This window comes from Cyanobacterium sp. IPPAS B-1200 (assembly GCF_001747005.2).
Classification (GTDB): Bacteria; Cyanobacteriota; Cyanobacteriia; order Cyanobacteriales; family Cyanobacteriaceae; genus Cyanobacterium.
Genome location: NZ_CP182899.1, coordinates 341999 through 367419, shown reverse-complemented (window position 1 = coordinate 367419; position 25421 = coordinate 341999). Strand labels below are relative to the sequence as shown.

Sequence of the window (25421 nt, the reverse complement as noted above, 5' to 3'; positions counted from 1 at the left end):
TCATCACACTCACTACAAAACTTTTAACCAAAAATCGAATTAAACCATACTAATTTATACACAAAATCATGACTAAGTAGGTAGGCGAAAGAAAACCAAGCTATGTAAAAGAATGTAAATGAGGACGAACATTGACAAAATCAACAGAATATTGTCCTTTTTCTCCTCTATGTTCTAACCCCCATATTACATGACAAGCTAATTCTTTTTCTGTCTCGAACATTTGACCAGCTAATTGGTCTCGCTTTAAATGCTGCCATTCCAACTCGATATTATTCATCTCGGAACAATAGGGTGGCAAGAAAAACAAAAATAGTCCTTTTTCCTCCCACTGTGAGTATTTTTCTTTGGCTATTTTACTTGTATGAATTGAGCCGTTATCAAGTACTATTACACGCATTCGCCCTGATTCTGAAGCTATTTTTGATTGTTCGTCCATTAAATTGATAAAGTCATCACTCTTAAAACTTCCTATCACCAGACTATAGAAGAATTGAACTAACGGTTGCCACAATCCTATGATGCTCAATCTTTTTCCTCTTCTTTTTGTTTGCTCTTGTCGTTTCTGCTCTCCCTGAAAATAATAACTATATCCTTGTTCGCTCCACTGACAAAATCCTGATTCATCTCCATATAAAAGGTCTATCTCTCCTGTCGCAGCACTTATGTTTAACATTTCTAAGTCTGCCTGTTTGTTTAGCCGTTTTCTTGGGTCTTGTTTTTGTCTATGACTTTGTCTGGTTCGCTTCCAGACGATTCCCTTTTTTTTAGTATTCGACGCAAACGGTCGCTACTTAAGTTTACTTTTCGTTCTCTTTTTAACTTCTGTGCTAATTGTTTACTATTATATCGTCGTTCATCTTCTCTGATTGTTTTTTCTATGTATATCATGTCTTCTTCAACCCATTTTTTTTCTCTTCCTGGTCTTTTTTTCTCATATATTGCTCCCAATCCTTTACTTTGCCAATTTCTCAGGGTTTTTCTCACTGTTTCTTCTGTCCAACCTAAATAAGCTGCTATTTTCTCTACGTACCAACCATGGTGACTTAACCTGATTGCTTCTCCTCGTTGTCTTTCTCTTTTGTTTAGATTTTGTGCTTGTTGTATTTCTTTGAGAGTTCTTTCTTCTTCTTTGAGCAGAAATACTCTTAATCTTGCTCCCATCTATTTTCCTCCCTTGTCTTCCTATTTATATTTCTTCATTTAACTCGATTTTTCATCGCCTACCTACTTAACAAATTATTAACAGGAAAAAAAGTCCCCAGTTTAGAAGTTAATACCCTAGATGGAAAAATTTGGAAATTATCAGCACAAAAACCCGAAAAATTGACCTTAATTATCTTTTATAGAGGATGCTTTTGTCCTATTTGTAAAAGTTATGGACAGGAAATTAATAAAAATATCCCCCAATTTGAACAACTAGGAGTAAAAGTAATTTATGTCAGTGGAGATAGTCATGAAAAAGCCCAAGAATCTCAACAAACATGGCAACTAGATAAATTACCCATCGGTTATGGTGTTTCCCTGCAGACAATGCGTGATTGGGGAGTCTATATATCCGAAGGTGTCCAAGAAAATGAACCTCCAACATTTTCCGAACCTGCCTTTTTCTTGGTCAAGGATGACGGCACATTATATTATGTAGGTCTTAATAGTAATCCCTTTGGCAGACCATCTATTCAAGAAATGTTGGGAGGTATTGAATTTTTATTGAGTAATGATTATCCTACTAGAGGGACAGAAATTTAATTTTCAAATATAGTCAATGCTGACTTACCATATTAAAAACATAACCAGTCAAAAATATCCTGAACTGTTAACTGTAAATCAATATTATTTAAAACTGGTAAAAGATCATTATCTTTAAATAATTTTATTTTTTGCTCAGGGAATACTACCAAAATAAATTCTTCCTCTGGATGAATTAACCAACCTAATTTAGTTCCTTCTTGGGAACAAAACAAAAGATTATCCAAAACTTTTAAATAACTTTGCTGGGGTGATAAAATTTCGATACTCCAATCAGGATAAGTCTGAAAACGATTGGCAATTCTTCCTTTTTCCGTACGAGGTATTTTTTCCCATTCAAAAACTACCACATCAGGAACAATGGATCTTCCCCCGAAAGTACAACGTAATTCTGGAAAAGCATAAGCCATTTTAGCTGATTCTGTTACTTGATTTATGGCTGTACAAAGTTTAATTTGAATACGACTATTTTCCCCTTGAGGCATTGGTTTTTGTTCTATTTTTCCATCAACAAATTCAGAAGCAGGTTTAGTTTCTGGTAACTCTAAAAATTTTTCTAAAGTTAACTTTTTCGTAGTGGTAGTAATCATGTTTTAACTAACCTAATTAATCCCTCCTAATTAATCCCTATAGCCATTGTACAAAATCTATTTAAAACCATGAATAAACACCAATCCATCAATATCCCCCCCATGGATGAATATAACCAACAATTAATATCCTATGTACACCCTCCAGATTGGCAAAATCCCCGCCCTCAAGATAAATATGATTTAGTGGTTATTGGGGCAGGTACAGCGGGATTAGTGGTGGCGGCAGGGGCGGCAGGATTAGATTTAGGTTTAAAGGTTGCTCTAGTGGAAAGACATCTGATGGGGGGAGACTGTCTTAATTTTGGTTGTGTACCTTCAAAGGCGGTAATTCGTTCAGCGAAGGTAATGGGGGAGATACTCAAAGCCCCTGATTTGGGGGTAAATGTGGATGATGTAACCGTTGATTTTCCTAAAGTTATGGCGAGGATGCGCAAACTGAGGGCTGGAATTAGTCACCATGACTCGGCAACTCGGTTTAAAAATTTGGGCATTGATGTATTTTTGGGAGAGGCTCGTTTTTTACGAGGTAGTGCCATTGAAGTGGATGGACAAAAATTAAGCTACAAAAAAGCGGTAATTGCGACGGGGGCAAGGGCAGTAACTCCTCGGATGGAAGGCATTGAAAAAGTTGGTTTTCGCACCAATGAAACGATTTTCTCATTAACGGAATTACCTCCTCGGTTGGCGGTGATAGGAGGGGGGCCTATTGGTTGTGAATTAGCCCAAACGTTCCATCGATTAGGTTCAAAAGTTAGCTTAATTCATAAATATCCCCATCTCTTGAATAAGGAGGATGAAGAGGCGGCGCAGATTATCGAAGATACTTTTATCAGGGAAAAGATGAATTTAATTTTATCGGCTCAACCCATAAGGGTTGAAAATACTGAGGAAGGTAAAAAAATCTATTATCGCTCGGATAGGGGGGAAGATTCAATAATTGTGGATGAGATTTTGATGGGGGCAGGAAGGGCACCCAATGTGGAGGGGTTGAACCTCGAAGCGGTGGGGGTGGAATATGATAACCGTAGGGGGGTTGTGGTGAATGATTTTTTACAGACTACTAACCCGAAAATTTTTGCGGCGGGGGATATTTGTAGTAAGTTCAAATTTACCCACACGGCGGATGCCATGGCACGTATTGTGATTAAGAATACTCTGTTTTCTCCTTTTGGGTTGGGTAAATCGAAGTTTAGTGATTTGGTGATTCCTTGGGTTACTTTTACTGATCCTGAAATTGCCCATGTGGGTATGTATGCTCATGATGCGGATGATAAGGGCATTGAATATAATATTACCAAAGTTTTGTTTAATGGTGTTGACAGGGCGATCGTTGATGGGGAGGAGGAAGGTTTTGTAAAAATCATCCATAAAAAGGGTTCGGATAAAATTTTAGGGGCTACCATTGTGGCAAGTCACGCAGGGGAGATGATTTCGGAAATAACTGCGGCGATAGTTAATGGAGTGGGATTAAATGGTTTATCATCGGTGATTCATTCTTATCCTACCCAAGCTGATGCTATCAAAAAGGCAGCGGATGCTTATCGGCGTACTTTGTTAACTCCTACTTCTAAGAAGATTTTAGGTATTTTAACTAGGTTGTCGTAATTTAGGGATAAGAAAAATAGTCGTTTTCACCTCTTTTTTCTAATTCTGTAACAATCGTTTGTCTGATGGGATTATGTTTTAGTTTAATTTCTGCTACCATTTTTTGATCTTCTTCCGTTTCCCAATAACCATCAACTAGAATCATTTTATAGGCTTCTTTTTCATAGCATTCTAAGAAACTTTTTAACATGGAATACAGACTATTATAAACACAAATATTTTCATGATAAATGTGCCATATTTTTCCTGTTTCTTGTTGCTCTAAAGAACATTCAATGACATAATACTCTCCTTCAAAACCCAGTAAAGGAAATAGATGTTCTGGATAAATACTCCAATCATGGCTTTGATTATCGTCAATCCATTGTTGATAAACTTGTAATGATTCTTCTAAACTTAAAAAATAATGGTAGTAAAAAATTTGGACATCATCATATATATTAGTGCCATTATGCCATTGATATAATTGCTTTGCTTCTTGAGGTAGTTTAAAAGGAAAATCTTTTAATTCTTGTTCTATCTCTAATGGACTTAAACCTTTATTTAGGCTGTTACTGATGCAATTATTTTTGTCAGTATATTTAAGAATATCTTGAATTACTTGTACTATTTTATCCATGGTTAATGTTCACTAAATCATGAAAAATTAATGATATTACTGGAGTAACAAAAAAAGAACTTTATTTGAAAACGATAATAGTACATTGTTATGTTGTGACCCTATTTGTTACAGAAATATAAAATAAAGCCTAGACAAAAATATATATTGTAAAATTTGAACAAAGATAACCATATAGATTAAAGATTACCCATGACCACCACATTAAATCAAGCAGAAGTATCAGCCGATGATTATTGTATCTTCGGTTTAGCAACCTGCTTTGTCAGAGAAGAAGGAGATATTAAGGAAGTAGAAGTAATTGAGCCTATTCCATCCGCCTACTGGGAAACTTTGTTGAAGGGAGTTGAAACTTCTTATAAGTTCGTTTGTGCAAAAACAGTGGGAGAGGTTTTAGTTAATGACAGTTTACAAAAACCCAATGATTTCCCTAGTAATAGCCAATTTTGTCATAATTTTACTGAGATGACTTTGGCGGCAACTCGTACTTATAAAAAGAAGCCTTCAGCTAAGGAATTTCTGGCTTTAGGAGAGCAAAAAGCTGACCTTAATTATTCGTTAGCAAGAAAAAGAATTTTAAATAACATCAAAACCGTGTCTGATGATGATAATGTAAAGCAACATCCAAACACCCATAAAATTTTATAGTTGCGATTAGATCAATTATTATTTGGTCTATCTGTCCATAGGGGGGAATTACAGATTTCTCCCCATTCAATATTTTTTTTGTGACAATTATTAAATTTTTATTAAAATTAATGCCAGTTCAATTATAAATATTCCACCAATGGATATTAAAAATCATGGACAATCAAACTTACTGATAATTTACATTGATAGCTAAAATACACAGAAACAAAAAGATAAAAAATAATGTCATCAAAGTATATATAAAAACCACAACCAAATTAGATAACTGACGTTATGCACTCATTTATAAGTTAAGTTTTATCTGTAAGTTTTAACAAGGGGCGCGAGGCCCCTTGCCCAGTACATGTACAAACACAATAGAGTTGTTGCGAAATAGGAGATAATAGAGAAAACTGACTAAGTAAAAAGAAGTAGAATGTTAAATATTGACAAAATACTTAATCAAGATCGACTCCTCAGAGCCACCACAGGATTGAATCGCAAGGCATTTGATGATTTATTAGTCAGTTTTGAGTCGGTTTATCTTTCATTATCACAAAAAAGTGACTCTTCTCGTCAGAGACGCTTTGGCGGAGGTCGAAAATCTCATCTCAAAACCATTGAGCAGAAACTTTTCTATATTCTATTTTATTTAAAATGTTATCCAACATTTGATTTAGCTGCTATTCTCTTTGATTGTGACCGAAGTCAAGCTTATCGATGGAGTCATAAACTACAAGAGGTTTTAGAAAAAACATTAAATGAAAAACAGGTATTGCCAAAAAGGAAAATTAGCACAATTCAAGAGTTCAGGGAATATTTTCCCGATGTGGAAAGAGTGATGATTGACGGGGTGGAAAGACCGATTAATCGACCACAAGACAAGAAAAAACAAAAAGAAAATTACTCAGGAAAAAAGAAAAGACACACCCGTAAAAATCTAGCGGTAGTAAGCCCAGAAAAAAAGATATTACAGTTAACACCCACCTGTAATGGCAAAATTCATGATAAAAAAATCCATGATCAATTTGACTTGATTGGGGGAATACCAGATATGGTGAAAGTACAAGCAGATTCGGGATTTCAAGGAGTGCAAAAAATGTATGATAATGTCTTTTTACCTCAAAAAAAACCGAGAGGGGGAGAGTTGACGGTGGAACAAAAAGAGGAAAATAGAGAATTATCAAGGGAAAGAGTAGGATGTGAGAACGCTTTTGCAGGGGTAAAAAGATACTATGCTGTATCATCAGTTTATAGAAATAGAACGCCAGAATTTGATGACAAACTAATGGTAACAGCTTGTGGATTATGGAATTTATATTTGGAAGTAGCATAAAATAAAATCAGGAATAAGAAAAATCCCATTAACTTTATTTAATATTCAACATTAAAGCTATCTCCTACTATTTCGCAACAACTCTAATATGAACATCCAACGTTTTTACCATCTTAAACTAATTATGTTTTTGCGTAACGTCAGTTAGATAATTAACTTAGCTGTCATTAGGGTTTGAAAACACTAACTTTTATTTATGATCTATGATTGTATAGCAGTTTGGGGTAGTGAGGTTGTAGTTAGTTATTACGTAGGTCAAAATATGATTTATCTTCCTTGAGTTGCTCGGATTATCAGTAAAATATTATCAATTAAATTTAGAGAACGTCCATTTTATACAACAAAGACTTATAAATATCAATAACTATATTAATTTAAATCTCGATTCATTGTCACTAAAGGCAGTGAAAATCTATGACTATCAAACTTTATTAAATTGATTTGAGGAGTAATACTACAGTGAAATTTTATTCTTTTATTCTCAGTTGTCTAACTTTTTTATTTTTGACGACTCCTGCTTTTGCGGGGAGGTTGATTTCTTGGCGCTTTGAAGCGAATCAAAATCGACTGGTTTTTACTACGGACAGAAGTGTTCAGCCTACGGCTCAATTAATATCTAATCCTACCCGTTTAGTTATTGATTTACCCGGTACTAATTTAGGTAGAGGTACTGTTAATGAAAATTTGGGTAGTTTGATCACTAATCTAAGAATTGGTCAATTTGATAATAATACGACAAGGGTGGTGGTAGAAATCGCTCAGGGTTATACAATCGATCCTCAAAAGGTAAGGGTTCAGGGCATTTCTCCTACTCAGTGGAGTGTGGATATTCCTCAGCCTGAGAGGATGACAACTCCTCCTCCTGTTACTCCGACTCCTCCTCGTAATAATAATTCTTCTATTGATAATCCTCCTCCTAGTAATCCTAATAACACCACTGCGAGGGCAAATAGTAGGTCTCCTTTTCAGATTTCTTCTAGTGGCATTTTGATGGGGATTGATGGGAATTCTAATAATGCTATTCGTTATAGTCGTAGTCGCGATCGCCGCGAGATCGAATTTGAGTTGCAAGGTATTACTCTTACCAATGAATTAATTAACTCATGGGATGTGAATGAGTATGGAATAAGTTCTATTGATGTGAGTCAAAAACGCTCTTCTCCCCCCGTTGCATCCTTAAAAATGAATGTTAATCCCGATAGCCCTGATTGGCAGGCGAGTTTTAGCCGTATGGGGGGATTAGTTTTATGGCCTCAAGGGGGTATGGGAAGGGTAGAATCTCTTTCTAGTAGCAATGTTGGCACAAAATCTGTTAGTGCGATAACGGTGGCTCAAAATACCACCAGACCTGTTAATATTGCCAGAAATCAAGATAAAACAATCATTGAGTCTATTAATTTTGACAATAATGACTTATTAATTAGAGCTAATCAGAGCTTAAGAGCTACAGGTACTTGGTCTCAGCAGGATGGTACTTATCAAATTCGCATTAATAATGCGGATCTATCTCCCAATTTTCGGAACCCTCAACTATCTTCTAATAGTCCTCTTTCCAGACTACGCATTTGGCAACCTGATGATAATACCGTTATTTTATTGGTTCAACCATCCCCTGGGGTTAGAATTGGACGTTTAAATCAACCTAATGACCGTTCTGTTAGTCTTTCTCTTTTGGGAGGGCGTACAGCGACTAATAACGCACCCATTCGCAATAATAATCCCGTGGTCAATGACCCCACCAATAACACGGCGGCGATCCCCGTTAACCCCCCCCCTCGGAATATTAGTATTACTCCCCCCCCCGCGAATACTACTCCCCCTGCTAATAATCGCCCTAACCAATCCCGTCCTTTGGTCATAATCGATCCAGGTCATGGAGGTAGAGATCCAGGGGCTGTGGGCATTGGTGGTTTGCGGGAAAAGGATGTTATTTTACCGATTTCTTTAGAAGTTGCCCGAATTTTGGAACAACAGGGCATCCAAGCACGTCTTACTCGTAATAATGATAATTTTATCAGTTTGGAAGGGCGTACTAATATGGCAAATAGTCTTAATGCTGATTTGTTTGTGAGCATCCATGCTAACGCTATCAGTATGAGTCGTCCTGATGTTAATGGTTTGGAAACTTACTATTTTCAGAGTGGTCGTAATTTAGCTAATGTTATTCATCGTAATATTTTACAAAGGCTTAATATACGCGATCGCCGAGTACGTCAGGCAAGGTTTTATGTACTCCGTAATTCGAGAATGCCCTCTGTGTTAGTCGAAACTGGATTTGTCACGGGTAGAGAAGATGCCGCTCGTCTAGGAGATCCTAATTTTCAAAGACAGATGGCTCAAGGCATTGCCGCGGGAATTGTCGAATACGTTAGAACCAATAGACTTTAGACCAGTCCAGACAAAACCTTTTGCTCCCACCCTCTTGGTTTGATTTAATCTGAGGGAGTGGGAAAAGTTTTACAACTCAATTAATTACTAAAAACTTAAAAAACAAAATCATTTATTTTGTACTTTTGAGCTAAAAGGTTCTCAATTATCGTCATGGAAAAAATTAAAGGATTAAAAAAGCTATTCTTTATTGTCCCTGCCCAAATAGATTAATAATTATCCCTCGGAAACTTCTGGTTTATAACATTTTATTACATAACATAAAATGAGTGAAAATATTTAATGATAAGAGATTACATTTAATAAGAAGCAATAAATCAGACGAAAAGTAAACATAAAAAGATGCAATTTTATCTCAATAAGATACTTAATTATAAATATTCGGTAAAATCTCTAACCGTTTTTTTGTAACCCATAAGTCTTTGATTTGTTTCATATATTTAATTCCTCACAAAATATTTACAATATTGAGTAAATTTGCTTATATTATATTAATTTCAATGGAAATAATAACTAGATTTATGACAAATGCGTTTAACAACAGAATAGGTGTATTTGACAGTGGTGTGGGAGGGTTAACGGTATTACGACAGATATATCGTCAATTACCCCAGGAGTCTATTTTGTATTTTGGAGATACTAAACGTCTCCCCTATGGTACTAAGTCACCTCAAGAAATTTTACAATTCGTTAGAGAGATTCTCTACTGGATGCAAGAAGAGGGAGTAAAAATGGTGATCATGGCCTGTAATACTAGCTCTGCCCTTGCCCTTGAGGAAGTTAGGACGGAGTTTAATTTTCCTATTTTGGGCTTGATTCATCCTGGGGCAAAGGCAGCTATTAAACAAGGAAAAAGAATTGGGGTTATTTCCACCGTTGCTACCGCTTCTAGTAATGCTTATCGTAACGCTATTAATGAACTTGAGCCTGATACGAAGGTTTGGCAAATTGGTTGTCCTGAATTTGTTCCTCTTATCGAAGACAATAAAATTTATGACCCCTATACGAAAGAAGTAGCCCAAAAATATCTTGAGCCTTTACTGAGAAATAGAATTGATACTTTGGTATATGGTTGTACTCATTATCCCCATTTAGAAGGAGTTTTGAGAGAAATTTTGCCTTCCTATGTAAAATTAGTAGATCCAGCCTATGCGGTGGTGAGGGCTATGGCTAAGGAGTTGGAAATCAATGGATTACGCAACCAAGAAGATGCCTTGGCAACCCGTTTTTGTGTGAGTGGAAATCCCGATGAATTTGCCCATGCCTCTAGGGGCTGGTTGGGTTTTACTCCTAATGTGGAACAAATTCAGTTACAACCTCATTTTGAATTAGTTGATACTTCCATGGAGATTAGGGATAATTCTTCAGAGGATGTTTATGCGGAGAGTTTAATCGCCTAACTTTTATGGGGAGTAAATAAAAGTTTGGGGGACGTAATGTTTTACGTCCCTATTTTAAGTTAATTATTCCTTTTTGTATCAAATACCATGAGCCAAACTTATCAAACTACGGGCATTATTCTCAAACAAAATCCGTTTAAGGAAAATGATTTATTAGTCACTATCTTTTCTCCTGAATATGGGTTAGTACGGGCGATCGCCCCAGGAGCCAGAAAATATAAATCAAGATTAAGAGGAAGGATTCAACCCCTAGTAATAAACGAATTTTTAATCGTTAAAGGAACAAATTTAGATCGATTAATTCAGGCAGAAACTAAAGAATCATACCCTAAACTAAGTCATAATTTAGGAAAACTAACCATCAGTCAATACCTAGCAGAAATAATCCTTAATTTAGCACCCACAGAACAACCTCAAATAGAATTATATAATACTTTTAATAAACACTTAAAAACTTTAGAAACATTAGATAATCAAATTAATTTCACCCCCTATTTAGCCCAAGGAGTATTTAATATACTAATTCTGACAGGTATAGCTCCAGAAGTAAACTATTGCCTCACCACAGAAACCCCTCTAATTCCTAACTTTGCTCAATCCCATTGGCGAGTAGGATTTAGTTTTGCTAATGGTGGTTTAATTCAATTATCATCTATGAATAATAGTCAAAACAATTATATTAATACTAAAATTAATGCCTTAGAATTATTTTTTTTACAATGTTTATCTAACGGAAAACAACAGGAAATGGAAAAGGAAATCAAACAGATACACTCTACAGAAACAATTAATTTAGCTTGGATAAATATTGAAAGAAGCCTAAAAAACTATATAGAATTTTATCTTGGTCATTCCTTAAAATCTGCCGCAATGATCAATTTTGCTCTTAATTACACTTAACAGAAAAAATTAATTTTACCGTAAAACTAGAAAATAAATTACGTCAATGATGGTATGAAATATTCTTAAATTATCATCAACATTCCATATCTAAAGCATTGTTATTATTTGTTATTCCCACCTTCATAGCTCCATTTTTTCCACAACCCCTAATTATCGGATCTCAAAAAGGATTATCATATATACAAGGGTATTCATAGGATGAAAATTCAACCATTATCACACCGATAGTATCTTGAATATATCAAAAACAAGAATAATGACCGTATATCATTAAAACAACTTCAGGTGATGAATAAGATACCATAAATCATCTTACCCTTATTTTATTTATTGAATATTTTATAGTTAAATAATGACAGTTAATAACACCTTAATCCCTGCCCCAAAAGCAGAATTAGCTTCTATTCCTCCCCGTGTTGCCGCTATCAGTCGTGACACCAAGGAAACAGATGTAAAGGTAGAAGTCAACTTGGACGGTACAGGAAAATGTGACGTTAATACAGGAGTACCTTTTCTTGACCATATGTTACATCAACTATCATCCCATGGTCTATTGGATTTAGATATTCAAGCCACAGGAGACATTGAAATTGATGATCATCATACTAATGAGGATGTTGGTATAACTTTAGGAATGGCCATAGCCAAGGCTGTGGGTAACAGGAAGGGAATCAATCGTTTCGGACATTTTATCGCCCCTCTTGATGAGGCTTTAGTACAAGTTACCCTTGATTTTTCGGGACGACCTCATTTAAGTTATGGTTTAGATATACCAACCCAGAGAGTCGGCACTTATGACACCCAATTGGTAAGGGAGTTTTTTGTGGCGATTGTCAATCATTGTCAGATTACTTTACATATCCGTCAATTGGATGGTATTAATTCTCATCACATCATCGAAGCAACTTTTAAGGCTTTTGCTAGGGCAATGCGTATGGCATTGGAATATGATGTGCGTCGTTTAAATGAAATTCCTAGTTCTAAAGGAGTTTTGTAAAGAAATCTGATTACCAAAAAGTCGGCGTAAAGCCCCTGTTTTTAGACATGGGGATATAAGCCGAGCGACAGACCAACGGGAAGAAGCAAATTAAACCTTTTGTTGATCTTTTATGTACTGCTTTATCACGGCAAGAGGTGCACCACCAACCGTAGAGACAAAATAAGAATTTGTCCAAAGACTAGGTAGGCGAGTTCTGAGGATCTTAAATTCCGCACGCAACAACCTAGAACTACGCCCCTTCATCCGTTTCACTATTTTGTGAATGCCAAACTGAGGATCACATCTAATCAAGAGATGAATATGATCTTGATCAGTTTCCATCTCAACAATCTCTGCCTGTAGTTCCTCGGCTACCTTTAATACAATTTGCTTCAAACGAGTTTCTATCTCCCCCACCAGTAACTTTTTGCGATACTTCACGCACCAAACTACATGATACTGACAGTTGTAGGTTATATTCCGATTGGATTGAAATTTCATTTGCCATTATAAGGGTGCAGGGTATATAATATCACAAGGAGAAAACTAAGATGTATGGATGCCAGCAGAATCGGATAAACCCAAACCCTGAACTCAAGGCAGTGCTAGAGTTTGTGTGTGGAGAGTCAAATAAATTGCATAATTGCGGGACGTATTTAGCTCGACAAATGTATTTCAAGACGGGTCATGCACCCTCAAAATTTGATCTGCACCGCAAGATGAGTTCCAATCGTCATTATCAGGCGATGTATTCCCAAGTCGCTCAACAATGCCTAACCACTGTGGCGGAGTCTTTTAAGTCTTTCTTTGGCTTGTTGAAAGGCATTAAAAAAGGTACGGTCACTCAAAGACCAAGATTGCCAAACTATAGGAAACACGGGTTAAATCTCGTAACCTATCCTAAACAAGCGGTCAAATTAAAAGAGCAGGGTTTGCGCTTTCCTTTAGGGAAACAGGTTAAGGCTTGGTTTGGCATTGATTGTTTTTATATGCCTATGCCTTCTAACTTAGACTTTAAGGATATTAGAGAGTATAGAGTTTTGCCCAGAAACGGTGAATTTTATCTCGAATTTGTGTATAAAACAAAAAGTATTGTTGTCGATGTAGATGAAAATAACGTGCTAGCTATAGATCATGGGTTGACCAATTGGCTGACCTGCTTGTCTAATGTTGGCACTAGCTTTGTGGTTGATGGCAAGCACCTTAAATCCCTTAACCAGTGGTATAACAAGAGGGTGTCGGTGTTAAAAGAAGGCAAACCTCAAGGGTTTTGCTCAAAACAGTTAGCTCAACGTACTGAAAAACGTAATCGCCAGATGCGAGATGCAGTAAATAAAGCCGCTCGAATTGTCATCAACCACTGCCTAGAGCATAGAATCGGTACAGTGGTCTTCGGCTGGAATCAAGGGCAGACTCAAGGAATAAACCTTGGCACGAAGACTAACCAAAGTTTTGTTCAGATCCCTACAGCCAAATTAAAAGACCGCATCGCTCAACTCTGTGAGCAATACGGTCTAAGGTTTGTGGAAACCGAGGAATCCTATACCAGCAAGGCTTCCTTTGTAGATGCTGATTTTCTACCAACTATCGGTGAAAAACCCGAAGGGTGGACAGCTTCTGGCAAAAGGGTAAAGCGAGGTTTGTACAAGACCAAAGATGGTATCAAGATTAATGCAGATTGTAATGGATGTGGGAATATCCTAAGAAAAGTAGCGGCAAAATTGGGGTTAAGCCTCGATGGAGTCAGTAGAGGGTCTTTGATTGCCCCTTTAAAAGTCCAACTTTGGGCTATTTAAGAACCCCTCAGATTCATCTGTAGGGAGTATCAAAATAAACACAGTAAGTTATTTTATAGTCTATATTTTTTGACTTTATAGATATTCTAGTTTGATTTTATAATTAATATTTCTTAATAAATGTAGTATAACTCAATGATTTGTAAAGTGTTTACTTCCCTAGTTAGTCGATTTTTGCAGGAGTGAACACAAGCATTTTTTCTGATTCATTTAGGAATGCTATAGTTAAAAAGTGTTTGGGGTTTAATTTTTTATCCCATGGACGATGAAATAATGGTTAATAATTAAGTCATAAAATAAATACAATGGTTATTATATTTTATTTGAGCCAAAACAAAATTGTAAATACTTTTTTTAAGCTGTGTTAATTATTTTGAATTACATTGGTTTTCAATTATTTTTATGTAGTATTTGTCAACCTTAAAAATAATAATATTTAGAGGAAAATTTATCATGTCTAAGAAAGGAAAATATTTATTAGTTGCTTCTAATCAGCCTTATACGGGAAAGACGGCAACAATCTTGGGGGTTGCCCATCAACTAAGACAAAGGGGTATTAAATTGGGCTATGCTAAACCCATCGGCACTTGTTTTAATGATTTGGATACTACCCAAGATGAGCAAGATATAAGTTTTATTACTCAAACTTTGGACTTATCTGCTGCTCAAATTAAGTCTCCTTTGGTATTACTCAATCAAAAAACCATCACTGATGCTTTAGATTCCCATGGAGATGATAGTTTTGATGTACTTAGCTACTGTAACTCCATTGAGGGTGATTTGGTGTTGGTAGAGGGTGCGGGAAATCTCTCTCAAGGTAATTTGTTTAATCTTTCTAGTCCAGAAGTAGCCGAAAAAATTGATGCTTCTGTTTTGTTGGTAGTCAAGTATGATGCTTTACAAATTGTGGATCAAATTCTTTGTGCTAAACAAATGTTTGGCGATCGCCTTTTAGGTGTTAGTATCAATAGTATTCCCCATGATCAACTCGATACCATGACTAATGTTATTAAACCTTTTTTAGAAGACCATGGCATTGATGTATTGGGGATGCTGCCTACCGACAGACTTTTACAAAGTGTTAGCGTTCGGGAATTAGTAGCACAGTTGAAAGCGACTGTACTATGTCGTCCTGATCGTTTAGATTTGATGGTAGAAAGTTTAACCGTAGGGGCGATGAATGTTAACTCTGCTTTAGAGTATTTTCGCCAACGACAGAATATGGCTGTGGTGACAGGGGGCGATCGCACAGACCTCCAATTAGCAGCCCTAGAAAGCTCTACAAACTGCCTAATTTTAACAGGACACATCCCACCTCAACAACTCATTTTAGCAAGAGCTGAAGACCTAGAAATCCCCATTCTGACCGTAGATTGCGATACCCTCACCACCGTGGAAATTGTAGATCGAGCCTTCGGAACCGTGCGTCTCCAAGAAACTATTAAAGTAGAATGTGTACAACAGCTAATTGAAGAGCATTTTAACCTTAATAAATTATTAGAAAAAATTGGTTTAAATAACTAAGATATTCATTATGAATAGGGTGGGCATTGCCCACCAGAATAAACTTTTTTATGAATTATCCGTTAATTTGACATTCTCTCTTATCTTCCTCAATGCGTTGTTGCAATCTGTCTGTGACTCCTAAAATGGCATCATCATAAAGACGGTCAAATTCTTGGCTAAAATGTTTGGCAATGGTGGAATTATCTATAATTAATAAAGCCTCATCATTAGTATAATTGGCCGCTGCTGACCAATTATGAGAACCTGTAATAATAATTTTATTGTCAATTAATGCAAACTTATGATGTAATTTATCTCCCCTAGAAATATTAGGTATCCCTACCGTTTCAATAGAATTTTCCCATGGGTTATTGTCATCATAAAACTGACAATTATTACTCAATTCAACTCCTAATAAATCTAACCCTTCACTATAATATCTATAAGCAAAAAGAGGATCTATTAATGCCCTTATTTGAGTACCTCGTGAACTTTTATTTTTGAGGGTATTAGATAATGGTTGTTTACTAAAAACAAAGAGGGCTAAATCTATGGATTCACTAGTTTTTTTTAGGGTTTCATCTATTAAGCCATTGGTTGTTGCTTCCCATGGTTGGGTGCGAGAAGTAGGAGAGAATTTTACTGTAACTTGGCTTTCTCCGATGGTTAGGGTTTGGGCAGGGCGAAAGGGCTTTTGTAAGCCGAATAAGCTATCTTTTTTGTTACCAAGCCCATCACCCCACATATAGTTAAATTCCTGAGCAAAAATGTTGGCAAGGGGCGCATTATCTATTACCAAAAGATGATTAGCATTACCCCTTGTATTTTCGTTATCCAAGTCTCCATGGGTACCACTTAGGGTAAAATTTGCTGAACCTGTAACCAATTTCTTGTTATCAATAATCAAGAATTTATGGTGCATTAAACCACTACCTTTGCTACCATCTTCTGTATCATCAATGATGGGAATATTATTTTTTTTCAGAATAGCTAAACCATGATCTGCTCCTAGTTCATTTAAACTTAAATTATAGTTATTTTCAATGATTATTCTTACTTTTTTTCCTGCTTCGTGTTGAGATGCGATCGCCCTTGCTAAATCTGGTAAATTAAGATCTTGAATGGCAATATCAATGGTATTTTCTGCACTATTTACTGCTTCTATTAAAATTTGCTCTAAGTTATCTCCTTCACGAATAATTGGTCGGTAGGGTTCAGTATATTCAGCCTGTTCATTATAATTAAAATATACTTGAATATTAGGATCTTGGGGTAAGGGTAAAAGATTATTTAGTTGAGGGATTTCTACCTCATTTCGACAACCATAAAGCACTAAACAACTAGATAATATGGTAATCAGTATTTTATTAATTTTCATTTAATTTTGACTGGTAAAATCGAGATAGAAAAATTGATAAATAATAAATATGTGTATGAAAGTTGGCGTAGTTAAATTAATTCAGATAAACAGTTTAAACCCTTCCTTAATGAAAAACTTAGCAAAATAAGAGCTATAATTAATTTCGCCAAGGTACTTATGGGATTATTAAATAATTTGTGATATGCCTATTAGAGTTTTATTATTAGTTTTTTTTGATTATCCATTACTTAATTTAGCGAGTGCGAGAAAGAATTAAATTAGCAATAGAAAGTACTAAAATGGCCATAAATAAAACTAAACCCATGGCACTAGCGTAATTAATATCTAACTCTTGAAATGCTTTTTCATATATGTAATATACAACAGTTTTAGAGCTATTTCTAGGACCCCCTTGGGTTAATAAAAATACCTCCTCAAATACCTTTGTCGCACTGAGGGCAGAAATTACTGCCACCAAAAAAATATAAGGCTTCATGAGAGGAATGGTAATATCAAAGTGTTTTTGCCAACCATCTGAGCCATCGATAGCCCCTGCCTCGTATAATTCAGCAGGGATACTTTGTAAACCAGCCAAATAAATCACCATGTAATAACCTAAACCTTTCCAAATGGTGACTACCATCACACTCCAAATAGCCCAGTCAGGGCTAGTTAACCATGGTAAACCCGATGAGAAGCCCAATCCTAGCCAAATTTGGTTAAAGATACCATTTGACCAATATAAGGCTTTCCAAGCGATTCCTGCTACCACCATGGAGATTACTACGGGGGTGTAATAAGCCGCACGAAACCAGTTGATGCCTTTTAATTTTTGGTTAACGGCGATCGCCAAGAACAATGGTAAAATAACTAAGGCTGGTACTACTCCCACCATGTAAAGAAGACTATTGAGTAAAGTTTTTCTAAATAATTCATCTTGGATTAATCTCTCAAAGTTTTGTAAACCCACCCACTCAGGGGGTTGTGTTAAGTCATAGCCATAACTAGAAAAACTAAGACTAAAGGCTTGAATAGCAGGATAAAAAACTATTAGAGTTAAGACAATTAGGGCGGGGGCTAAAAACCAAAATGGTTTTAATTTTTCCCCTGATATATTAAGAATAACTTTTTTGAAGGGTGATATTTTTTTTTCTGAAGAAATACTTTTCTCTAACATAAAAATACTTTTTAAAAATAGTAAAATAACATATTAAGATGGATAGCCAAAGTTAATTATAGGTTTAATTTTACCCTAAAATCTTTATTAATAAAAAGTCTCACTTCAATCGGCACATTTATAGCGTTTTTTATAATTATGAGATACATTTATTATTCTCAAGTCCCCCTTATTAAGGGGGATTTAGGGGGATCATCTTGTACTCCGTAACCATTACAATTGCTATATATTTAATTACTGAGAGATACTGAATTAGTTACAGTAACTATTTTGTTGAGAAAATAAGAGTAAAAAAAGAGAAATACATCGAACTATTTATAATATTATTATCATAGGTTAAAAAAATTACAACAAAAAGTCAGTCAAAACTTCATCAGGTTCATCTTCAAATTCATCATCCCAATCTTGATTACTACTTGTATTATCTTCTTTAATGGCTTTTGTTTGTAAGGTAGCCACCAACTTTTCTATAATTTCTAATTTGGTTGTTAATCTTTCTATTTGATAGTCTTTTTTTTCTAAAACTTCTAAACGCTGATTTAAATTTTGATATTCTTCTAGTCGTTGATTATTTTCTAAACTTAACTGACTATCTGATAAATAGTTACCAATAATATCTAATACTAATTGTTCTATGTTTTGCTCTTTTTCCATGGCAAGATTATCTAGCTTTTCTAACCATTCATCTGAAATGTTTAGATATAAGTTAGCGGTTTGTAATTTTAAATCTTTAGACATAATGATAATAAATAATTAATAACTAATAATGAATAAAAATGTATTAATTGAATTGTTAAATGTCAATGGTACATTACTTAAACTTCTTCAGACTAGAATATAATACTATGTGTAGGATTATTAGAAATAGATAGAATGAGCAAAGAAAAACTAGAGAAATTAAAAAGTATTTTTGCCGCCATGGATAAGGCTTTGATTGCCTATTCTGGGGGAATTGATAGCACCCTAGTTGCTAAAGTTGCTTATGATGTCTTGGGAGACAAAGCCCTTGCTATTACGGCAGTATCCCCTTCCCTTTTACCCGAAGAATTAGATGAAGCCCAACATCAAGCCCAAGTGATTGGTATTAATCATGAGATGATTGTCACTGAGGAAATGGATAATCCTAACTATACCTCGAATCCCGTCAACCGTTGTTATTTTTGCAAAAGTGAATTGCACGATAAATTAAAAGCGATCGCCCTTAAAAGAGGTTATCCTTATGTCATAGACGGGGTAAACCATGACGACTTGCAAGACTATCGCCCCGGCATAGAAGCAGCAAAAGAAAGAAAAGTGCGATCGCCATTAGCTGAAGTAAGTATATCAAAAATAGAAGTAAGAGAGATCAGTAAATTATTAAATCTACCATGGTGGGATAAACCTTCTCAACCCTGTCTGTCTTCCCGCTTTCCCTACGGAGAAGAAATCACCATCCAAAAACTCCATCGTGTCGGTAGGGCAGAAGTTTATTTACGCAATCTAGGCTATCTCAACTTAAGAGTTAGATCCCAAGGAGATACCGCTAAAATCGAACTATTACCCCAACAAATAGCCACCTTTGTCAATGAAGTTGACTTGCCCACATTAGTTAATGACTTCCAAAATTTAGGATTTACCTACGTTACCCTCGACTTAGAAGGTTATAGCAGTGGAAAACTAAACCGAGTTATCAACAACTCTCAATCCGAAAACCTCGCCCTACGGTAGTATTTAGCATGGGTGACAAAAATTGCTTTACTGGTGGAAGTGTTAGAAGTTAGCCATTAGGACAAAAGTAATGTCTCCTTTCCTCTAATGACGATAAAATTAGTTGGATTAGAAATTTTGCAAAAAAATAACCTAATACTTTTAAAACCACCTTTACCACCATAAAACCAGTGAATGCAGAATATTGGATAAAACAACTCAACCTACAAAAACATCCCGAAGGGGGCTACTATCGAGAAACCTATCGTAGTAATGATACTATCAAAAGCAACGGTTTATCATCTCGTGCCACAGAATCAAGAAATTGCTCAACCGCTATTTATTACCTACTCTCAGGGGAAGAATTTTCCGCCTTTCACCGTCTCAAAAGCGATGAAATATTCCATTTTTACAGTGGCACACCATTACAAGTCCACATTCTCACCAAATCAGGAGAATATAAATCCATACTGTTAGGAGATACTACAGGAAAAAATCCCACTTTTCAGTTAGTCATTAATCAAGGAGATTGGTTTGCATCAGAAGTAAGTCAACCAAATTCTTATTGCTTAATTGGTTGCACCGTATCCCCCGGATTCGACTTTACAGATTTTGAATTAGCCACAGCAAAAGAATTAATTAATCAATACCCAGATTATCAACGAATTATTACTAGATTGAGCTTTGAAAGTAACCCATAGACGAGACATAATAGTGATAAAAATTAAAAGCTAATCATAAAAAATATCATCGTAAAACCCCTGATTAATTTTATAAATGTTTAGAGCATTTAGTAACTAGTTAAATCATAAAAAACTAAACTACTAAATGCTAACATCCGTAAATAAAAAATCAACAAGGACTTTTATTCGTAACACAAAAGTTCTTAATATTAACCTATGTGTCTCTGTGTCTTTGTGAGACATAAAAAATATAACTAAAGCAAATATAGATTGACAAATATACCATTAAAAATTATAATGAATGTCACTTTTAAAAAAGTTATAAATAATATCAATTTAAAGCTAAATAGAGGATAAAAAAATGGATGGAAACTATCAAAGCTACATCAATAGAATCGTGCAAATGACTGCCCCTGCTAACTATGAGCAACAAATACAAAATATCCAATCATCTCCTAAATTTGATGGACAAAAACCCGTTAAATTTCCTGGATATACCATTATTACTCCTCCCCATGGGGAGTCTAGTCATAATCAAGAGTTTTATCAAAAATTAGCTGAAACTCAGCAACAGGTAGTAAAAGCATTGGGTTCAGATTTTTTTGTAGTTGTACCACCAGATAGTTTTCATGTTACTTTAGCTGATTTAATTTGGGACGATATATATTTAAATGCTGTAGCCCAAGATGCTCATTTTGATGAGCTATTAATAAAACAAATTGATAGTATTTTTAAAGATTATAAGACTGTTTATAAAGATGTAAAACCTTATAAATTTGATGTATTAGGACTTTCTATTTTTCCCCGTGCCATTGCCATTTGTTTAGCACCAACGGAGGCTTTTTATGAACCTATTATTAAATTGCGTCAACTGATTTATCAGGATGAAAAAATAGTTTCTTTGGGTATCGAACAAAACTACGAGTTTGCGGCGCATATCACTCTGGGTTATTTTGGTGATGTTACAGATAGTTTTGACGAAGGTAAAGTAGAGTCTGCGGTGAAAAAAATTAATGACCAATGGTTAGCAAATTCCCCTTCTATTTTTACAGTAGAACAGTTTGAATTAAGAAAATTTACTGATATGACTAATTTTGTTCGTCAGGATGATTGGGCAGTAATTAAGTTAGACTAATTACCTCTAAACTCTATTATCATAAGGGCGATCTCGCAGAGATGCTTCGCAGTGCGCAAAGTGGCAGTCAAAGCCTAATAGTATAGGTATCTGTTACCCAGCGCCCTTATCGCCCCGTCAAATATTATTTTTCATCAGGATTCACCCGCAACCTTACCGAATCCCCGTGGGAGGGTAACCCCTCCGCCTCAGTCAATGCCATAACAGCGTCAGACACCTTTTGTAAGGCTTGGGGGCTATATTCAATTAAACTCGAATACTTCATAAAGGTTTCGACCCCCAACGCAGAAGCGTAACGAGCTGCCCCTGACGTGGGCAGGGTGTGGTTTGGTCCAGCCAAATAATCTCCCACCGCTTCAGGGGTGGAATTACCCAAGAAAATAGCTCCAGCGTGGCGGATATGGGTAGTTAAATCCCAAGGCTCTTCCACCTCTAATTCCAAATGTTCTGGGGCAAAAAGGTTGGATAATTCCGCTGCTTCCTCTAGGTTTTCCGTAACGATAATTACACCATAATGGGCGATCGCCTTTTCCGTCAACAACTTACGAGGGTGATTTTCCAACTGTTTTACCACCTGCCCTTGTACCGCCTGAGCAAGGGCGACATCATCAGTAATCAAGATAGCCGCCGCCAAAGGATCATGCTCCGCCTGTGCCAGTAAATCTGCCGCCACATGGATAGGATTTGCCTGTTTATCAGCAATCACCAACACCTCACTAGGCCCAGCCAAAGAATCAATACCCACGGTGCCAAATACTTCCTTTTTCGCCAAAGTTACAAATATATTACCAGGCCCAGTTATCACATCTACATTAGGGATAGTTTCAGTACCATAAGCCAAGGCTGCCACCGCTTGGGCGCCCCCTACCCGATAAATTTCCGTAACTCCCGCCTCACTAGCCGCTACCAACACCGCAGGATTAATCTTTGCCCCTTCACTAGGGGGAGTCACCATCACAATGCGAGGTACCTGAGCAACCTTCGCAGGAATAGCATTCATCAACACTGTACTAGGATAAGAAGCCCTACCCCCCGGCACATATAAACCAGCCCTATCCACAGGGGTATAACGTCGCCCCAAAACCACCCCGTCAGAAGGAAAATTTACCCAAGACTTAGGCACTTTTTGCTGATGAAACGCTTCAATCTGCTTTGCTGCCAACTTAATAGCTGATAATAAATCCCGAGAAATCTGCTGATAAGCCGCATCAATTTCCGCACCGCTAACCTTAAGGTTACTTTCGTTGATAGTTTGTCGGTCAAACTTCTGAGTATAATCGAACAAGGCTTGATTTCCATGCTTTCTCACCGTCGCAATGATTTCTTTCACAATGGACTCTTGAATATGAGTCTCATCATTGTGAGTACGGTTTTCAATTCTTTTTAGCTCTTGTTTTGCTTCACCTTTATCTGTGATTATTCTCAGCATTTGTAATATATCAAACGGTGTACCTTACAATATATATTTTATGATAACAATGTTATTGGGCAATTTGTCGTCCATGTCGAAAAATAACCCCTAAAATATTAAATCATGTAACTGTTGTCTAGCTTTCATGTTCAACAAAATTTTTCGCTATACAAAACGCTCCCTTGCCCGTAGTGCCGAAAATTCCCTCGAATCTGCCTATCAAGCAGCTTTGACTATTAAAAATATAGAAATAGAACATTTTCAAAACAAAAAAATAACTCTTCAAAATGGAAATCACAGTGAACGAGTTTTTGCCTATTTTCAAGGAGAATTAAATAGTAAATTAAAAGCTATTGATCTTAAATTAACTCAGTTTAAAACAAGTCAATATTTTAACAACTTATTTGCTAGTAATAAACAAAATTATCCCTATGAGACTAATAAAAATATAACCCTTAGCCAATCATTGATTATTGAAAAATTAAATTTTATTGATCAAATAGTTAATAAATATCAACAAGAATCAGAAATTAATCCCAAAACAGTACCGAACCTTGCCAAAGAAACAAAAAACCCCATTATCGATGTCCCTGCAGGGGAAGATAAAAAAATAAAAGAAACAGTTTCCGACAAAACCAGCGTCCTGCCCCGTTCATTTTTACGAACATTGACAAAAATAAAAGATGAAATTAACCCTGATTCTACCGATACAGAAGAAGAATTAATTAACCGTTTTCGTCGCTCTAAATATAAAACCGCTGTATCCGTAAAATTTCTTTTATTCCTGATTATAATCCCCATTTTAGTTCACAATATTAGTAAAATAGCCATTGGTAGAGCATTTGTTGATCCTTATTTTGCTAGTCATCAAGACATCGTTTTTATCAATCAAGACTTACAGGAAGAAGCCCTCAACGAATTGAGAATTTTTGAGGAGAATATACAACTAAAAGCCATGATTGGCTTAATGCCAAATTTATCTTCCCAAGAAAAAGAAACTATCATCCAAGAGAAAGCCCAAGAGTTAGCCCAAGATTATCGTCGTCAAAGTGCCAATGGTATCAAAAATATTTTTTCTGACATATTTGCTTTTATTTCTTTTGCCATCATCCTCGTTTCTAGTCGTCAAGAATTACAGGTTTTAAAATCTTTTTTGGATGAATTAATTTATGGGTTAAGTGATTCTGCTAAAGCATTTTTAATCATTCTTTTCACAGATATATTCGTTGGTTTCCACTCTCCCCATGGTTGGGAAATTGTCTTGGAAAGTGTTGCTCGTCATCTTGGTTTAGCAGAAAATCGGGATTTTAATTTTTTGTTTATTGCCACTTTCCCCGTAATTCTTGATACGGTGTTGAAATATTGGATTTTCCGTTATCTCAATCGCATTTCCCCCTCTGCTGTGGCTACTTATAAAAATATGAATGAGTCTTAAAGAATCATCATGATTAATTCAATTCTTCGATCATCGGAAACACTTGCCTTTGTATAATAAGTGAGAAAGGGAAAGCTAAGACTATCCACGGCTAAATGTCTTTTAATATATTGTTCAGTTTATAACCACAAAATATTATCCTCTGTACCCCCGCATTCCAAGTATTCTTCACTGCTTGAGAATGGATGAGTGCTAGAGAGTAAGCTATTCTTTCATTTATTCATTTTTTTCTCTCAATTCCGCTTTTTAAGCAACCCTTATTTAAAAGGTTGTCCCCAATGTTGCCATGATTCTTTGTTAAAGGGCGATCGCCACTTAAGAATTAAATCCCGTTCTAACCTTTGCCTAATATGACGCTCAGGGGAAATTCCCCACCAAAAAGCCGATCGCACATTAGTATTAATTTTGTATTGACGATGAAGTTCTATATACTTTTGAATATAACTCTTACAATCATGATTTATCCATCTTTGATAGGGCGATAATTTTGTTTCTCCCACATACAATAACAAAGGTAATTCTGTATCTAAAATAAAATATAAACAGCTTTCACTATCATTATATTTTGGTAAATTATAAAACTGATCTGTATGGGTAGGGATAGAAAAAGGATCAAAATTATCTATATCCCAAGTAATATTATTTTCAGAAGTTAATAAATTAGTTTGTTTTACCTGCTTTTTTTTCGCTTCTTGTTGATAATTATAAATTCTTTTTTTCCAGCTTTGTAAATACTCCCCACTCATCTTATATTCAGCTTTTAAAGATGGCTTTTTAAACTTATAAGTGGCAGAAGGTTCAAATAAACTTAGTTGTTGATTTTTGTTAGTTTTGTATTCCATAAATTGAGTATTAATCCTATATTCTAACAAGGGGCTTAAGCCCCTTGCCCCTTACCTCATCCCCCCTTTACCCTTATCTCTTGCCTTTTGTCTCCTGCGGATAAATTAGAAACAGGTGGGAGTTACGGGATAAAATGGAAAATATCGATAAAACATAAAATTTCCACTCCCCATTAACAAAAAAATAT

Annotated in this window: 24 protein-coding genes; 14 read left to right on the top strand and 10 right to left on the bottom strand. The window is 35.7% G+C overall.

Annotated elements, in window-relative coordinates:
• Positions 1 to 100: 100 nt before the first annotated feature.
• Complete coding sequence (locus A5482_RS01570) at positions 101 to 757, bottom strand: IS630 family transposase (protein WP_446684832.1); 657 nt, start codon at positions 755 to 757, stop codon at positions 101 to 103.
• A complete protein-coding gene (locus A5482_RS01565; protein ID WP_069791634.1) occupies positions 697 to 1164 on the bottom strand; it encodes a helix-turn-helix domain-containing protein in 468 nt (155 codons plus the stop codon). The genes A5482_RS01570 and A5482_RS01565 overlap by 61 nt, the downstream gene beginning before the upstream one ends.
• Positions 1165 to 1191: 27 nt before the next feature.
• On the opposite strand from A5482_RS01565, the gene A5482_RS01560 reads away from it, so the two are divergent.
• Positions 1192 to 1749, top strand: coding sequence for a peroxiredoxin-like family protein (locus A5482_RS01560; RefSeq protein ID WP_201150099.1), 558 nt, complete (start codon positions 1192 to 1194; stop codon positions 1747 to 1749).
• A gap of 32 nt (positions 1750 to 1781) precedes the next feature.
• Here A5482_RS01560 and A5482_RS01555 read toward each other — a convergent pair whose 3' ends face one another.
• The gene (locus tag A5482_RS01555; RefSeq protein ID WP_069791715.1) at positions 1782 to 2339 is read right to left on the bottom strand and encodes a Uma2 family endonuclease; all 558 of its coding nucleotides are present in this window, start codon (positions 2337 to 2339) and stop codon (positions 1782 to 1784) included.
• A gap of 69 nt (positions 2340 to 2408) precedes the next feature.
• Here A5482_RS01555 and A5482_RS01550 point away from each other — a divergent pair, with 69 nt between their 5' ends.
• Positions 2409 to 3947: a mercuric reductase gene (locus A5482_RS01550; protein WP_069791716.1), complete on the top strand. Its 1539-nt coding sequence runs from the start codon at positions 2409 to 2411 to the stop codon at positions 3945 to 3947.
• Between the two features lies 1 nt (position 3948).
• Here the strand turns inward: A5482_RS01550 and A5482_RS01545 are convergent, their stop codons facing one another.
• Positions 3949 to 4566, bottom strand: coding sequence for an SMI1/KNR4 family protein (locus A5482_RS01545; RefSeq protein WP_069791717.1), 618 nt, complete (start codon positions 4564 to 4566; stop codon positions 3949 to 3951).
• Between the two features lie 192 nt (positions 4567 to 4758).
• Between A5482_RS01545 and A5482_RS01540 the strand changes: the two genes are divergently transcribed.
• The 6 genes from A5482_RS01540 (at position 4759) to hisB (ending at position 12220) form a co-directional block, all read left to right on the top strand.
• The gene (locus tag A5482_RS01540) at positions 4759 to 5214 is read left to right on the top strand and encodes a hypothetical protein (RefSeq protein ID WP_069791718.1); all 456 of its coding nucleotides are present in this window, start codon (positions 4759 to 4761) and stop codon (positions 5212 to 5214) included.
• A 418-nt stretch (positions 5215 to 5632) separates the two neighbouring features.
• Positions 5633 to 6532 carry an IS5/IS1182 family transposase gene (locus A5482_RS01535; RefSeq protein ID WP_069790049.1) on the top strand — a complete coding sequence of 300 codons (900 nt, stop codon included), beginning with the start codon at positions 5633 to 5635 and terminating at the stop codon, positions 6530 to 6532.
• A 459-nt stretch (positions 6533 to 6991) separates the two neighbouring features.
• On the top strand, positions 6992 to 8920 hold the full coding sequence (locus tag A5482_RS01530) for an N-acetylmuramoyl-L-alanine amidase (protein WP_069790552.1): 1929 nt from the start codon (positions 6992 to 6994) through the stop codon (positions 8918 to 8920).
• A gap of 521 nt (positions 8921 to 9441) precedes the next feature.
• On the top strand, positions 9442 to 10320 hold the full coding sequence (gene murI, locus A5482_RS01525; RefSeq protein WP_069790553.1) for a glutamate racemase: 879 nt from the start codon (positions 9442 to 9444) through the stop codon (positions 10318 to 10320).
• 87 nt (positions 10321 to 10407) lie between these two features.
• Positions 10408 to 11220 carry a DNA repair protein RecO gene (recO, locus tag A5482_RS01520; RefSeq protein ID WP_069790554.1) on the top strand — a complete coding sequence of 271 codons (813 nt, stop codon included), beginning with the start codon at positions 10408 to 10410 and terminating at the stop codon, positions 11218 to 11220.
• A gap of 355 nt (positions 11221 to 11575) precedes the next feature.
• Positions 11576 to 12220, top strand: coding sequence for an imidazoleglycerol-phosphate dehydratase HisB (hisB, locus tag A5482_RS01515; protein ID WP_069790555.1), 645 nt, complete (start codon positions 11576 to 11578; stop codon positions 12218 to 12220).
• Between the two features lie 90 nt (positions 12221 to 12310).
• Here hisB and tnpA read toward each other — a convergent pair whose 3' ends face one another.
• Positions 12311 to 12703, bottom strand: coding sequence for an IS200/IS605 family transposase (gene tnpA / locus A5482_RS01510; protein ID WP_069790556.1), 393 nt, complete (start codon positions 12701 to 12703; stop codon positions 12311 to 12313).
• 50 nt (positions 12704 to 12753) lie between these two features.
• On the opposite strand from tnpA, the gene A5482_RS01505 reads away from it, so the two are divergent.
• Positions 12754 to 13998: an RNA-guided endonuclease InsQ/TnpB family protein gene (locus A5482_RS01505; RefSeq protein WP_069790557.1), complete on the top strand. Its 1245-nt coding sequence runs from the start codon at positions 12754 to 12756 to the stop codon at positions 13996 to 13998.
• Between the two features lie 453 nt (positions 13999 to 14451).
• Positions 14452 to 15522, top strand: coding sequence for a phosphotransacetylase family protein (locus A5482_RS01500; protein ID WP_069790558.1), 1071 nt, complete (start codon positions 14452 to 14454; stop codon positions 15520 to 15522).
• Between the two features lie 55 nt (positions 15523 to 15577).
• On the opposite strand, the gene A5482_RS01495 is transcribed toward A5482_RS01500, so the two are convergent.
• The 3 genes from A5482_RS01495 to A5482_RS01485 all read right to left on the bottom strand — a co-directional run bounded on the left by A5482_RS01495 (position 15578) and on the right by A5482_RS01485 (position 18779).
• A complete protein-coding gene (locus A5482_RS01495) occupies positions 15578 to 16882 on the bottom strand; it encodes a phospholipase D-like domain-containing protein (protein ID WP_069790559.1) in 1305 nt (434 codons plus the stop codon).
• 235 nt (positions 16883 to 17117) lie between these two features.
• The gene (locus A5482_RS01490; protein WP_069790560.1) at positions 17118 to 18041 is read right to left on the bottom strand and encodes a carbohydrate ABC transporter permease; all 924 of its coding nucleotides are present in this window, start codon (positions 18039 to 18041) and stop codon (positions 17118 to 17120) included.
• A 345-nt stretch (positions 18042 to 18386) separates the two neighbouring features.
• Complete coding sequence (locus A5482_RS01485) at positions 18387 to 18779, bottom strand: hypothetical protein (protein ID WP_069790561.1); 393 nt, start codon at positions 18777 to 18779, stop codon at positions 18387 to 18389.
• 135 nt (positions 18780 to 18914) lie between these two features.
• On the opposite strand from A5482_RS01485, the gene larE reads away from it, so the two are divergent.
• The 3 genes from larE to A5482_RS01470 all read left to right on the top strand — a co-directional run bounded on the left by larE (position 18915) and on the right by A5482_RS01470 (position 21545).
• Entirely contained in the window at positions 18915 to 19748 is an 834-nt protein-coding gene (larE, locus tag A5482_RS01480) for an ATP-dependent sacrificial sulfur transferase LarE (protein WP_069790562.1), read from the top strand.
• A 170-nt stretch (positions 19749 to 19918) separates the two neighbouring features.
• Complete coding sequence (locus A5482_RS01475) at positions 19919 to 20428, top strand: cupin domain-containing protein (protein WP_069790563.1); 510 nt, start codon at positions 19919 to 19921, stop codon at positions 20426 to 20428.
• Positions 20429 to 20771: 343 nt separating this feature from the next.
• Positions 20772 to 21545, top strand: a complete 774-nt coding sequence (locus A5482_RS01470) for a DUF1868 domain-containing protein (protein WP_069790564.1) — start codon at positions 20772 to 20774, stop codon at positions 21543 to 21545.
• Positions 21546 to 21669: 124 nt separating this feature from the next.
• On the opposite strand, the gene hisD is transcribed toward A5482_RS01470, so the two are convergent.
• Entirely contained in the window at positions 21670 to 22974 is a 1305-nt protein-coding gene (hisD, locus tag A5482_RS01465) for a histidinol dehydrogenase (protein ID WP_069790565.1), read from the bottom strand.
• A gap of 127 nt (positions 22975 to 23101) precedes the next feature.
• On the opposite strand from hisD, the gene A5482_RS01460 reads away from it, so the two are divergent.
• A complete protein-coding gene (locus tag A5482_RS01460; protein ID WP_069790566.1) occupies positions 23102 to 24391 on the top strand; it encodes a proton extrusion protein PcxA in 1290 nt (429 codons plus the stop codon).
• A gap of 257 nt (positions 24392 to 24648) precedes the next feature.
• On the opposite strand, the gene A5482_RS01455 is transcribed toward A5482_RS01460, so the two are convergent.
• Positions 24649 to 25233 (bottom strand): hypothetical protein, encoded by a 585-nt coding sequence (locus A5482_RS01455; RefSeq protein WP_069790567.1) that lies wholly within the window; start codon positions 25231 to 25233, stop codon positions 24649 to 24651.
• Positions 25234 to 25421 lie beyond the last annotated feature (188 nt).